This window comes from Halosimplex carlsbadense 2-9-1, from assembly GCF_000337455.1.
GTDB classification, from domain to species: domain Archaea; phylum Halobacteriota; class Halobacteria; order Halobacteriales; family Haloarculaceae; genus Halosimplex; species Halosimplex carlsbadense.
Window position 1 is genome coordinate 1 of the sequence record NZ_AOIU01000034.1, and the last position, 12945, is coordinate 12945.

General features: G+C 68.2%; 9 protein-coding genes and 1 pseudogene. 5 read left to right on the top strand and 5 right to left on the bottom strand.

Annotated elements, in window-relative coordinates; all coding sequences use genetic code 11:
- A pseudogene (locus tag C475_RS23945) lies at window positions 1–288 on the top strand (hypothetical protein); the annotation flags it as partial.
- A gap of 39 nt (window positions 289–327) precedes the next feature.
- On the opposite strand, the gene C475_RS15510 reads toward C475_RS23945, so the two are convergent.
- Both C475_RS15510 and C475_RS23950 read right to left on the bottom strand, forming a co-directional pair.
- Window positions 328–1221, bottom strand: a complete 894-nt coding sequence (locus C475_RS15510) for a hypothetical protein (RefSeq protein WP_006884804.1) — start codon at window positions 1219–1221, stop codon at window positions 328–330.
- Entirely contained in the window at window positions 1214–2392 is a 1179-nt protein-coding gene (locus C475_RS23950; protein WP_006884805.1) for a WD40/YVTN/BNR-like repeat-containing protein, read from the bottom strand. Before C475_RS23950 ends, C475_RS15510 begins: the two co-directional genes overlap by 8 nt.
- A 225-nt stretch (window positions 2393–2617) precedes the next feature.
- Here C475_RS23950 and C475_RS23955 point away from each other — a divergent pair, with 225 nt between their 5' ends.
- A complete protein-coding gene (locus C475_RS23955; RefSeq protein WP_082223337.1) occupies window positions 2618–3643 on the top strand; it encodes a DUF1616 domain-containing protein in 1026 nt (341 codons plus the stop codon).
- A gap of 39 nt (window positions 3644–3682) precedes the next feature.
- On the opposite strand, the gene C475_RS15525 is transcribed toward C475_RS23955, so the two are convergent.
- On the bottom strand, window positions 3683–5338 hold the full coding sequence (locus C475_RS15525; RefSeq protein WP_006884807.1) for a hypothetical protein: 1656 nt from the start codon (window positions 5336–5338) through the stop codon (window positions 3683–3685).
- Between the two features lie 236 nt (window positions 5339–5574).
- On the opposite strand from C475_RS15525, the gene C475_RS15530 reads away from it, so the two are divergent.
- From C475_RS15530 to C475_RS15540, 3 genes are all read left to right on the top strand, one after another.
- Window positions 5575–6963, top strand: coding sequence for a sulfatase-like hydrolase/transferase (locus C475_RS15530; protein WP_006884808.1), 1389 nt, complete (start codon window positions 5575–5577; stop codon window positions 6961–6963).
- Between the two features lie 208 nt (window positions 6964–7171).
- The gene (locus tag C475_RS15535; RefSeq protein ID WP_152436460.1) at window positions 7172–8893 is read left to right on the top strand and encodes an MFS transporter; all 1722 of its coding nucleotides are present in this window, start codon (window positions 7172–7174) and stop codon (window positions 8891–8893) included.
- A 6-nt stretch (window positions 8894–8899) separates the two neighbouring features.
- On the top strand, window positions 8900–10387 hold the full coding sequence (locus C475_RS15540) for a flippase (RefSeq protein WP_006884810.1): 1488 nt from the start codon (window positions 8900–8902) through the stop codon (window positions 10385–10387).
- Between the two features lie 82 nt (window positions 10388–10469).
- Here the strand turns inward: C475_RS15540 and C475_RS15545 are convergent, their stop codons facing one another.
- Window positions 10470–11567, bottom strand: coding sequence for a Gfo/Idh/MocA family protein (locus C475_RS15545; protein ID WP_006884811.1), 1098 nt, complete (start codon window positions 11565–11567; stop codon window positions 10470–10472).
- A gap of 184 nt (window positions 11568–11751) precedes the next feature.
- Window positions 11752–12858: a DUF354 domain-containing protein gene (locus C475_RS15550; protein ID WP_006884812.1), complete on the bottom strand. Its 1107-nt coding sequence runs from the start codon at window positions 12856–12858 to the stop codon at window positions 11752–11754.
- Window positions 12859–12945 lie beyond the last annotated feature (87 nt).

Consider the following 12945-nt stretch of genomic DNA (forward strand, 5'->3'; position numbering starts at 1 on the left):
CAGCCCCGCGTGAAGGAACTGCTCGGCGAACTCTCCGGCAAGACCGTCGTCACCTCCGACCACGGGAACATGCTCGGCGAACGGGCCCGACCGATCCCGATCCGCGAGTGGGGCCACCCCGACGGCGTCTACACCCCGGAGCTGGTGACCGTCCCGTGGCTCGAATACGAGAGCGGCCCGCGACGGGAAGTCGTCGCCGAGGCGCCTGTCGACGAGACGGAGAGCGGCGACGCCGTCGAAGACGACGTGGTGGCCGAGCGGCTCAGGAACCTGGGCTACGCCGAGTGACCGGCGCGGCCGAGAACTGACCGAGGCGGTCGTCCCCGTTCACTCCGAGATCCGACGTTTGACGCGGCGATAGTTGTTCTTCAGGAGGAACCGGCCGACGAAGCCGGGCTCCTCGCGCTGTTTCGTGTGGCTGTGATACGTCCCGAGTTCGTCGGGCTCCCACGGCTCGAACTCCGGCGAGCGGAGCTTCTCGACGCCGGTCGCGAAGATGTCCCGCTGGATGGCCGCGGTCGCTTCGCTGATGTCGGCGTAGGTGGGGTCGGGCCGGAGCTCTCGAGACGCGATCTCGACGATCCGCCCGCCGTCGATGTCCTCCGTGAGCTGCTGGAGCGTCACGGCGACCCTGTCGTCGTCGTTGACGAACGTGAGCTTCGGCCCCATCCCCCGGTAGTCGCGAATGTCGCACCCGTGCGTGCTGAGGACGCCGTACTTCGGCGCGTCGAGGACCGGTCCCTTGAGAAGGCCGAATCCGAAGCGGACGAGTACGTCGCACTCCTCGCCGAGGGTCTCGGTGACGTCCTCGGGCAGCGTGTTCCAGGCGCCGCCGGCCGGGACCGGGTCGACCTCGTGGGTCCGCACGTCCGAGAGGACGTCGACCGACTCGATGGGTTTCGACTGGCGCGCCTCCATCTGGTCGCGCTCGTCGAACAGCATCCACCCCAGCTTCCGGTCGGCGTAGATGAACGCCTTCAGCTTCTCCTCGCGCAGCACGTCGAAAAAGAGGCTGATGTCGGACGGGGAGACGCTGGCGCCGCGGTTGATGGCGTTCGCGCCCTGCTTGAGGACGGAGGAGTCGTCCCTGACCGAGGCGTCGACGACGACGCGTTCGATGCTCGCGCCGTCGACGGCCTCGACGTTTTCGAGCGCCGCTTCCTGCCAGTGCAGTACCATGGGGTTCGCGAGAACCCCGACTCGGATCGTGTTCTCAGTCATGGGTTCGCTCGCTCCTCCCGGGGCCGCCGACCGTCGGGACGGCCTCCGGGTCGTCGTCGAACAGCAGTCGTTCGAGGTCGCTCGGTGGGACCTGAAGTATCTCGCCGTGGTGGCGGCTCGTGTTGTACGGGTTGATCACCAGCCCGAGCTCGTCGTTCGCGCGGACGAACACGTAGGCGCTCGCGGCCGGGAGCGCCGACAGCGACTCGCCGACCGAGGACCGACGAGTGAACGAGCACAGCTCGCGCCACTCGCGGTAGCCGGTCGCCGACGTGGCCGCGAGGACGCGGGCCGTTCGGCTTCCGGAGTCGGCCCGCTCGGCGGTCGGCGCCGTGCTGTCGGTGCCGCACTCGGCGGCCGTCGCGGCGACGACCACCGACTCGCCGCCGACAGACAGCGTCTCGACGTAGTAGACCGACTCCGTGGTCGTCCCGACCGTCTCCGGCTCCGGCTCCGCGGCGCCGATGCGGTCGCGGGGCAGCGCGAGCAGTTCGACGGTGTCGACGTACGGGCAGTCCATCCCCCAGAGGACCGCGTCCGGGGTGAACGCCAGCCCGACCGCGCGCCAGCGCTGGCTCCCGCTCCCCACGGGCCGGAATCGGCCGTCGTCGAAGTACCCGACGGCGCTCTCGCGGTCGGTGTCGCCGGTGGTCGCCCACAGGCGCCCGCCGTACGGGTCGTGGAACAGCCCGTGGAAGTGACGCGCGTCCTCCTGAACGTGGTAGGGCGACCACGACCGGCCGTCGTCGTCGCTGGCGAGGACGCGCGCGTCCTCGTCGCCGAGCGGGTACTCCGCGAGGTACAGCTCCCCGTCGTGCTCGCACAGCGACGTGGGGAGCACGCCCATCGGGCCGGACGACGCCGGCAGTTCGCGGGTCACAGACCACGAGCGACCGCCGTCGGACGAGACGAACGCCCGCCGCCCGACGGTCGCGACCAGTCCCTCGGCGCCGACCGGCCAGACGTTCGTCGTCGTGTACGCACCGACGAGCGGTCCGAGCAGGCGCTTGGTCCGCCCCGCGTTCAGGACGCGAAAGCGCAGCCGGTCCAGCCCGCGCCCGGGACACGGGATCGTCCCGCGGTCGGTGATCCCGCTCCCCGGCCGCCAGGCCGAGACACGACGGCCCGCCGCGCAGTAGCCGACCTGATTCCGGATCCCACCGAGTTGCATCGGCGTTCCGTACCCCGCGGTCACCCATTGTTAACGACTCAATACGCGGTCGCCCCGCTCGTCTCACCCGAACGCCCGCCGAGAGTCGTCCGGCCCGGTCCGCCGCGGCGACGCTCGACTACAGCGGCGGGACTCCACAGACGTCGAAACGGTTCGTTTAGGATCAAAATAACAAGACCGTTACGGGTCGACAGATCGGACGGTATCCGGGTGACAACTTCAGCAATGTCTTTCATCACCGACGTAGGCGGCTCTCAAACCGAAGTGAAATCGTTCCTCAAGGCGGCCATGAGCCACCCGACGGCGTTGGCCGTGTTCGTCGCCGCCGCCGGGCTCGTGATTCAGTTCGACGTGCTACCGCGATCCGTGCGGACGGTCGTCGCGCTGCCGCTGGTGTTTTTCGCTCCGGGGTACATGCTCGTGACCGCGATATATCCGGAACAGTACACTGGCGGGTACGGTGACGCGCTCCTGACCGGCGGCTGGGACCAGCGGGACGGAGACGGGCTCCACCCGCTCGAACGGGTCGTCCTCTCGGTCGGTCTCAGCGTCGCGATAGTTCCGCTTCTCGGTCTGGTCGTCTGGGCGGCCTTCGGTGAGTTCACTCCCGTACTCGTTCTCGCCGGTCTCGTGAGCGTCGTCGGCCTGCTGCTCCCGGCCACGGTTATCCGTCGCTACAATCTTCCGCCGGACCGACGGCTGGTCACGCGACCCCGGACCCAGGTCCGGCGTTTCGGCCGGTGGCTCCCCGGTTCGTCGACCGCTGAGACGGCGACGAACGCGTTTCTCGTCGCCAGTGTCCTCCTGGCGGCGGGAGCGTTCACGTACGGGGTCGCGCTCCCCGCCGACGGCGAGACGTACTCCACGGCCGCGCTGCTCACAAACCATAGCGGCGAGCTGACGGCCGACGGCTATCCGACGAATTTCACCGCCGGTGAAGCGGAGTCGCTGACGCTCCAGCTGACCAACAGCGAGAACGCCCAGACGACGTACACGGTCGTCGAAACGGTCGAACGGGTGAGGACGCGGGACTCCCGGATCGACGTCGTCGAACGGTCGGAACTCGGTCGCGAGCAAGTGACACTTCCGCGCGGATCGACCGAACGGCTCGAACGGGAGGTCGCTTCCGACCTGACGGGCGACTCCCTCATGCTCTCCTACTACGTCTACAAGGGCGAGCCACCGGAGCGGCCGAGTCGGTCGACCGCGTACCGCGATCTCCACCTGTGGGTCACCGTCGAACCGGCCTGAATCGATCGGTCCGACGATCCGGCGGGGTCGCGTCCCCGGTCACGCCTGGGTGTATTCGAGATACGCCGGCGACCGGTCCAACACCCGCCCGAAGTATGTCCCGTCCTCGTTGCGGGTAGAGGCGACCGAGTACGGCGTGTTCACGGCGGTCTCGACGCAGACGTTCGAGCCGCCGGCCGACTCGTCGGTACCGAACACCGGGATCTGCTCGGACCCGACCGATGCGCTGGTCGCGATGGAAACCCCCGGACCGAGACAGATCAGTTCGTCGGCGGCGTCCGACGAGTCGTCGGTGTACACCCAGAGGGGGTATCGACTCGATTCGCAAGCGTACCGCGTCACCCGCGACCCCGAGGAGTTCGACAGGAAGAGGCCGTCGCGCTCGCGGGAGTCCCTCTGGGAGATCGTCAGCCCGTCAATCTCCGAGCCCGGTCGGCCGTCGACGAGCACGTCGACGGCCCGTGACGCCGACGTATCGATCTCGACGTCCCGGAGCGTGACGTCCCAGGGTCGGTCCGGCGTTCCGCCCATATCGCTGACGCCCGGCGGCGCGACCTGTATCGCTCGGAAGCCGTCTCGGTCGACATCGAAGGCACAATCCCGCACGGCCAGGTGCCCCGCGGTGCCGTCGACCTCCACGAGTCCGCGGGCGAGTTCCGCCGAGCGGACCGCGAGCTCGCAGTTCTCGATGGCGCCGCCGCTCTTGCCCTGCCACCCGGACTCCCACCAGATGCCACGGACGGCGTTGTACGTGCCGTCGACGCGGTCGGCGGCGTCCGTGTCTATCTCGATGGTGGCGTCCCTGACGAAGGAGTCCTGGCCGCAGACTCTGATCTGGGAGACGGCGTTGTTCCTGTAGGTCCCGCCGCTGATCTGGACCGGGCCGTTGGTTCTGCTGGCGTACACGCCGTTGCTTCCGCACTGCTCGATGTGACAGTCGAGCAGTCGAAGGGTGCCGTAGTGGTGGCGTCCGCTGTAGAAGCCGACGAACGCGTCCGGATACACGCCGACTTCCCCGCCGCCCCTGTTCACGTACCGCTCGACCGTGCCCACCCCGGACGAGTCGGTGATCTGGACGACGAGGTCCTTGGTCCCGTTGTCGGTCGGCGTGAACCCCGCGACCTCGACGTCGCGGACCACGAGTCCGTCCCGCTGGTGGATCAACAGGCCGGAGTTGGTCACCCTGTCGTCGGTCTGGTCGGCGGTGAAGTTCTCGAACAGCGAGCCGCTGCCCGAAGTGACGTGCAGCAACCGACTGCTGTACCCCTCCGGGTGGACGAAACGCACGTCGCGTCTGGTCTCGCCCGTTCCCCGCATGCCGAACGTGATGTCACCGTCGACCTCGATCGGCCTGGTCACCAGGTACTCCCCCGGCGGGAACTCGATCAGCGTCCCGTCCGCAATCGCCTCGTTAATGGCGTCGTTACAGGGCTCCGACCCGTCGGGGACGCACCCGTAGTCGGCAACGACGTCGACGACGGTCCGAAATTCGGGTTCGGCCGTCGGCGTCGGTGAGGCCGCGGGCGAGGCCGTCGAGGTGGACGGCGACTCCGCTTCCGTCGGTGCGGGCTGTGTCGCGCTGGGACTGGACGTCCGTGACCGCTCCGGACGGTCGTTCGATCCCAGCCAGTTACACCCCGTGACACCACCCGTCGCGGCGACACCCACGAGTCCGAGGAACTGGCGCCGATTCATTTCATCGTCGGACATCCCGGTGGTACGCACATTGTTATACCCAGAGACACCGCCCGGTAGGGCCCGTTTTCGCTGCGTCGCGGGACCGTGTCGTCGACCGGGACTGGGACGGAGCCGCCCGGCGGTCGGCGTCGGCCGGTCGAAACGGTCCCGGCTCGCGTCCGGCACCGCCTGGATGGACTGGCCGTCGAAGTATGGATTCCATTACATTGGTGTTGGCGGGTGCGTCCGTACGCATGACCCGACAGGACGTGGTCTGGGTGACGCTCGAGAGCGTCCGATGGGACCATACGTCGCTTTCGGAGCGGTCTCGCGATACGACGCCGACGCTGTCCCGACTCGCGGCGGAGGGGCGGAGCTACGACGACTGCTTCTCTCACGACATCTGGACGCGGGCCTCGACGGCGTCTATCCTCACGGGTCGGGCGTCGTCGGCCCATCGAACCTGGTCGAACGACGCGGCTCTCCCGGACTCGATCGCGACGATCCCCGAGGCGTTCGGCGACGCGGGCTATCGAACGGTCGGGATCTCGCCCAACGGCCAGTTCGGGCCGGGAACCGGGCTCGACCGGGGGTTCGACGACTTCCACTACCTCACCAGGTCGACGCTGGTGAGCGAAGCGGGACTCCCGTCGCTCCTGCGGTGGGCCGCGAACCTCCGGAGACACTCCGGCGGGATCACGCGCGACGGGAACCAGCACTGCCTCGGATACCTCAGTACGAACGTGGCCAAGCGACACATCCGCCGGGCCTCGACGGGCGAGGAGCCGCTGTTTCTCTACGTCCACTACGGCGACTCCCACCACGCGTACGTGCCGCCGATCGCCTGGCGCGACCGGTTCGCGGACGACCTCCCGATGCCGGTCGACGAGGCGGTCGACATCGCCCTCGATATGTCCGACCGGATGTACGAACACATCGCCGCGACGGACCCGTTCGACGACGACGAGTGGACGGCGCTGCGAACGCTGTACGATACGGCCATCGCCTACGTCGACCACCTGACCGGCGAGTTGGTCTCGGCGGCCCGACAGCGCCTGAACGACCCGGTCATCGTCGTGACCGCCGACCACGGCGAGCTGTTCGGCGAGCGGGGACTGCTCGCGCACATGCTCGTCAACAACGCCGCCGTCGCGAACGTCCCGCTGGTCGTCGCCGGCGCGAACGAGTTCCCCGAAGCGGGACCGATACAACACGCGGACGTCATGAAGATGCTCTGTCGCGACCTCGACGTCGACCATCCGGTCCCGGTCGGGCGCGACTTGCGCGAGGAAGAGCGGGAGTTCACCGTCGTACAACGGGGCGGCGCCCGAACGCGGAACAAGCTCGCCCAGATCACGAAGCACAATCGGGCGTTCCCCGAAGGGGAGTACCACACCGACGACGTCACCGCCCTGTTCACCCCCGAGTGGTGTTACCGACGCACCGACGACGACGAGGAACTCGTCGCCCGCGGTACCGACGAGGCCGACGTGAGCGACACCCGGCCGACGGTGACGGCCGAGTTGCGCGAGGAGTGCCAGCGGTGGCTGGCGGAGCACGGGCAGCCCGTCGGCCAGACCGGGCGCGCGGACTTCGACGAGAACACCGAGGCGCAGCTCCGCGAACTGGGGTATCTCCAGTGACGGCCGCCCGGACCGCCCGGCGACCGGACCGAGACCGGACCCCGACCGACGGGGGACGGGAGCCGAGTATGCGAGGTATAACACGGAATCGACGGGCCATAACAAAGGAGCAAGTCGCTGACATCTCGCTATGCTCACGGGGACCGGATCGGTTCGACATCGCTCCGATACGGTATCGAAGGTCTTACTGACAGTCGGGTATCTCGCGTTGCTAGTCGCGGTCGTTTCCGCCCGAACAACCCCGGCGACCGGGTACGAACTCTCCATCTACGCGCAGACACCGGACGCGTTCTGGGTCGGCGTCGGCGCGGCGACGGCCGTCGGACTCGTCACCTCGCTGTTCGCGAGGCCCGCCGCCAGTCGCGTGCTCGGACTCGTGTTGGGCGTGAGTTCCTACGCCGCGGTCGTCGGCCTGCCGCTGTTGCGGGGGTACCACTACTTCGGACGCGGCGACGGGATGACTCACCTGGGATGGACCCGGGGACTCCTCGTCGGCAACAACGAGGTGTTCTCGATGTTCTACCCCGGGATCCACACGTTCGCGATATTCGTCGGCGAGTCGACCGGACTCCCGCTCACTCGGTCACTGCTCTACGTCGTCTTCGCGTTCGCGGTGGTGTTCGCGCTGTTCGTCCCGATGTGCGCCTGGGCACTCACCGGAGACCTCCGGACGACCGCTGTCGCGACGTTCTCCGGATTCCTGCTGTTGCCGATCACCAACATCAGCACGCAGCTCGTCCCCCACACGACGACCCAGACGGTGCTGTTCGCGCCGGTGGTCGTCTACCTGCTCGTCCGGTACCTGCGTTCGGACCGGGGGGGAACGCTGGTGCCGACCGGCGCGGGGACGCTGTTGGCGGTCGCACTGGCTGCACTCGTGGTCTATCACCCCCAGCAAGCGCTGAACTTCCTGTTGATGCTGGCGACGATCTGCGGTCTGCAGCTGGTCGCCCGCCGGTGGATCTCGCACCCGTCGGTGACCGAACCGCGTCGGGTGTACGCACAGACGGGGTTCCTCGCGGTGTTCTGGATGGCCTGGTCCCATGGCCACGAACGGTTCCGGTCGGGCGCGACCAACGCTGTAGGGGAGATCTCGAAAGCCCTCACCGGCGGAGGCGGAGTAGCGGCGGACACCGCCCAGCGAGGGGGGTCGCTGACGGAGATCGGGTCAGGCCTGTTCGAGATCTTCCTGAAGATATTCTCGGTGGCGGGCGTATACAGCGCGGTCACCGCCGCCCTGTTACTCGTCGCCCTGTTCGGGAGACTCGGCGGAGACGACGATATCGAGCCGTCGTTCCACCGCTACATGGCAGGGGCGCTCGTCCCGGTGGCGGCGCTGTTCGGCCTCTACGTACTCGGGAGCGTCAGCACACAGGCGTTCCGTCACCTCGGATTCCTGCTGGTCTTCGTCACGCTGGTCGGGGCGGTCGGGATCGGCCGAGGGTGGCGCTTGCTCTCCGACCGGCTGCCGAGGGCGCCCGTGGGGTCTGCGGTCGCGGTCTTCCTCGCGGTCGCGATCGTCGTCTCTGCCCTGACGGTCTTCCCCTCGCCGTGGATCTACTTGCCGTCCCAGCACGTCTCCGAGCAGAGCATGTCCGGGTACGAGACGACGTTCGAGCACGCCACCGTGAGCGACGGGGTCTACAGCGTTCGCGGGGACGCCGACCGCTTCGCCGACGCTCACTACGCCCGGAAGGTACCCAACACGCCGTTCGGGTCCGTCAACGAGACGGCGATGCGGACGAGCCTCTCGACGTATCACGGGACGGGCTGGTACCTCGCGGTCAGTGAGGCCGACCGCAAACGCGAGGTGCTCGCCTACGACCAGCTGCGGTACTCCCGCGAGAGCTTCGCGCTCGTCCGCACCCAGCGCGGCGTGAGCAGCGTCGTCGACAACGGCGGCTTCGAGCTGTACTACGTGAGCGGGTAAACTCGAATGAGCGACCGAACCACCGTTCGACGGCTGGTCGCCGGCCTGCAAGCGAAGCTCGGCGCCGACGTGCTCCGCACGGCCTCGAAGGGGCTGTTGCTGCTGGTGCTCACTCGGTACCTGCTCACGCCGGAGGAGTTCGGACTCCTGTTTTTCGGGATGTCCGCTCTGGCGGTCGCGCAACTGGGTGCGAACCTCGGCTTCGCGAAGTCGACGGCGCGGTACGTCTCCGACTACTCGCAGACCGACGAGTCGCAGATCAGACACGTCGTCCGCGCGGGGCTGCTGTACAACCTGACGACGGTCGCCATCGTCGGGGCGGTCCTCGTCGGGTTCGACCGTGAGATCGCGGTCCTCCTCGACGAGCCGGCGCTGGCGCCGTTGCTGGTACTCGGGCCGCTGTTCGTGTTGTTCACCTCGCTTCGCACGTTCACCCGGACGGTCTTCCAGGGGTTCAACGAAGTGTGGTGGAGCGCGCTCGTGTCGACGGTGTCGAGCGTGACCCAGTTCGCCCTCGTCGTGGGGCTCGTGGTGCTCGACTACGGTGTCGTCGGCGCGTTCGCGGGCTACATCGGCGCCGCCGCGCTCGCGTCGATCGTCGGCTTCGCGGTCCTGTATCGGCGCTTCTACAGCCGGCTCCCAGAGGCGGAGTCCACCGAAGACGGCCTCAAGCGCCGGGTGCTACGCTACAACTTCCCGCTCGCGGCGACCCGGGGTGCCGGCGTCCTCACCGGGAAGGTCGACCAGCTCCTCATCGGCTTCTTCCTGACGCCGGCGGCCGTCGGGTTCTACACGCTCGGCAAGCAGATCTCCGAGTTCGTGATGATGCCGGCGGTGTCGCTCGGCTTCGTCATCTCGCCCGCCTACAGCAGCGAGCAGACCGGCGACCGCCCCGAGCGGGCGAGCCGCATCTACGAGAAGAGCTTCGAGAACATCGTCCTGCTGTACGTCCCGGCCGCGTGCGGGCTGGCGCTCGTCGCCGAGCCCACGATCCGGCTGATCGTCGGCAGCGACTACCTGGGGGCAGTCCCCGTCGTCCAGATCCTCTCGGTGTTCATCGTCGTCAAGGCCGTCGACAAGATCACGAACGACGGGCTGGACTACCTCGGTCGCGCTCGCGCGCGGGCGGTCATCAAGTCGCTGGGTGCCGTGAGCAACTTCGCGCTGAACGTCGCGCTCATCCCCGTGATGGGCGTCGCCGGCGCCGCGGTCGCCACTGTCCTCACCACGTCCGGCGTCGTCGCCGTCAACGTCTACCTCGTGACCCAGGAACTCGACCTGTCGCCGTGGCACCTCGGCGCGACGACGGTCCGCGTCGCCGCGATCACGGCCGTCATGGGCGGCGTCGTCTGGGTCGCGTTACCGTTCGTCTCCGGTATCCCGTCGCTGCTGGCCGTCGTCACGGCCGGGGCGGTCGTGTGGGCCGTCCTCGCGCTGCTCGGCGGGTTCGTCGACCTCGACGACGTCGAGACCGTCCTCGCGAACGTGGTTTAGCCCCGTCGCGGCGACGCGTCGCTCGTCGTCTCGAAACCGGACGCCGGTACAAAGAAAGAGCGGGCGACCCTCGACCGGCGAGTTAATCGTCGGCCACGCTGGCCTGTTTCTGCGGCTCCGCCCCCTCCTCGCGGATCAGCTCCATGATCGCGATCGTCCACCAGCCCTCTTCGAGCGGGACGGGCATCGGCCCGCCCGTCGAGACCGCATCGACGACCGCCGCGAGCTGGTAGGCGTGGGTGTTGATGCGTTTCTCGGTCTCCCAGCCCTCGTCGAACTGTCGCTCGGCGACCATCTTCGCGTTCCGCGCCGTCCCGGCGAGCCGGTCGAAACAGGCGTCGACGTTCTTCTTCACTTTCCCGACCGAGGAGCCCTCGTAGGTGCCGCGTGACTGCAGCACGACCTGGGTCATCATGTCGACGGTTATCGAACCGTCGGTGCCCTGGACCTGCAGGAGCTGTTCGGGCTGGCCGCCGGCGGTCATGCTCGCGGTGCAGAGCGTCCCCGACTCGGTCGTGTACTGGACCTGCGCGCTGTCGTAGGTGAACGCCTCCTCGTAGGTGCCTCGGAGGCTCGTGACCACGTCCACGGCGTCTCGGTCCTCGGGATACCCGCCGACGGCGAGGGCGGGATAGATGTGGTGGGGGAGCCCCTCCTCGAACTCGCCGCCGGGGAGTTCGAACACCCACTCGCCGCGCTGGGCCTCGTCGGGGTACGTGAGCCCGCTCTTGACCAGCTGGACGGACTGGAGCTCGCCGAGTTCACCGGCGTCGATCAGCCGGCGCGCCTTCCGCATCGCCGGCCCGAACAGCCCCTGGTGGATCACGGTGACCGGCACGTCGTGGCGCTCCGAGAGCGACTGCAGTTCCTCGACCTCCGCGACGGACTCGGCGATCGGTTTCTCGATGACGCAGGCGACGCCCGCCTCGATCACCGACCGCGCGAGCGGGAGGTGTGTCTGGACGGACGTGCAGACGTGGACGAGGTCGAGGTCCTCGCCCGCCAGGAGCTCGTCCAGGTCGAAATACGGGGTGATCCCGTACTCGCTGGCCGCCGCCCGCGCCCGCCGTTCGTCGAGGTCACACACCGCGACGAGGTCCGCGTTCGGGTTGGCCGCGTCCGCCGAGAGGTGAGCGTCCGATACCGTTCCCGCACCGATGACAGCGGTTCTGACTCCCATCTCCTCGAGTTCGGACGGGAACCGGTTTTGTTATGAACCGCCTGTATCCGCTCCCCGCCGGCGGTCTCGGCCCGGAGATAGCCGACAGCCGCCGGTCTCCGGCGGTGACGTTCGAGAGGAGGTTCCGACCGTCTCGGAAGCGCCCGGATCGCGCCTCTCCCTCGACCGCGACGCGGCGGCCGAGTTACCGGGCGGAGGCCAGCGGTTCGACCGGTGTCTCGTCGGACGAGTGGCGAACGAGGTCCGCGCTCCCGGAGACGGACCCGCTGGTCGCGACGTCGACGATGATATCGGTGAGGTCGGCCTTCGTCGAGAGGTACTGCCGGCGACGCCGCCGCCACCGCGATTTCGCGTCGGGGTCAGCGACGAGGTCTTCGGCCGTCGAGAGCACCGCCTCGAAATCGGCGAGGTTGCGGACGAGGTCCGCGCCTTCGAGTTCGAGGAAGTTACCCATGTCGTCGGCGCCGACGAAGGAGTTCGACCGGACGACCGGCGTCCCGAGCAGGGCCGCTTCCGTGACGATCGTCTGCGTGTCGGCGACGAGCAGTGCCGCTTCCCTGATCGCGTCGTGCATGAGCGCCGGATGGACGTCGAACTGGCGGGCGGGCAGCGCCGAGAGGTCCATCTCGCCCCCCTCGTCGGAGACGAAGACGGTGACCTCGTCGGCGAGTCGCTCGACCAGTTCCGCCCGCTGGGCGGGCGCGAAGCCGCCCTTCCCCACGTCGTGGTGGGAACCGAACGCGTTGAACCGCACGATCGCGTACCGCTCGTCTGGGTCGAGGCCGAACCGCTCGCGGATGTCCGCTTGCGGGGTGTACTCCTCCGGGTGGAGGTAGGCGCACTCTTTGAACCCCGCGAAGGTGAAGTGGTCCTCGCCCAGGTCCTTCCGGAAGGCGTCGGGCGTCACGACGGCGTCGGCGAACGGCTGGGAGATCAGGTGGTCGACCGAGGTGGGCTCCGAGTCGAGGATGAGGATCGTCGGCGTTCGCGTGGCGAGGCCGGTGTGGGCCGAGTACGACCCCATCCCGAAGATCAGGTCGGGGTCGTAGCGCCTGGCCAGCCGGAGCATCCGGGCGTAGTGACGCGGCAGTTGCCGGAACAGCGACCCCTTCGAGGTGTCGCAGTAGCCGTACACGTCGTAGGGGAGGTCGTACCACTCCAGGAGATCGACCGTACAGCCGTAGTCCCTGGCGAGGACGAGCACGGAGTGGCCGCGGGCTTCGAGGCGGTCGACCGCGTTGCGATACAGGTGGACGTGAGCGGGCGTGTTCGTGAAAACGAGATATCTCATGGCTAGTCGCTACGGCGTCCTGCCGAGCGTTCACGCCCGTGGTTTCGCCGGTGCTCGGATAGTTATGGGTTGCTTGACACCCCCGAA

Coding starts and splice junctions, on each gene's coding strand:
- C475_RS23950 (WP_006884805.1), bottom strand. CDS start 2,392: ATGCAACTCGGTGGGATCCGGAATCAGGTCGGCTACTGCGCGGCGGGC.
- C475_RS15510 (WP_006884804.1), bottom strand. CDS start 1,221: ATGACTGAGAACACGATCCGAGTCGGGGTTCTCGCGAACCCCATGGTA.
- C475_RS15550 (WP_006884812.1), bottom strand. CDS start 12,858: ATGAGATATCTCGTTTTCACGAACACGCCCGCTCACGTCCACCTGTAT.
- C475_RS15530 (WP_006884808.1), top strand. CDS start 5,575: ATGACCCGACAGGACGTGGTCTGGGTGACGCTCGAGAGCGTCCGATGG.
- C475_RS23955 (WP_082223337.1), top strand. CDS start 2,618: ATGTCTTTCATCACCGACGTAGGCGGCTCTCAAACCGAAGTGAAATCG.
- C475_RS15540 (WP_006884810.1), top strand. CDS start 8,900: ATGAGCGACCGAACCACCGTTCGACGGCTGGTCGCCGGCCTGCAAGCG.
- C475_RS15545 (WP_006884811.1), bottom strand. CDS start 11,567: ATGGGAGTCAGAACCGCTGTCATCGGTGCGGGAACGGTATCGGACGCT.
- C475_RS15525 (WP_006884807.1), bottom strand. CDS start 5,338: ATGAATCGGCGCCAGTTCCTCGGACTCGTGGGTGTCGCCGCGACGGGT.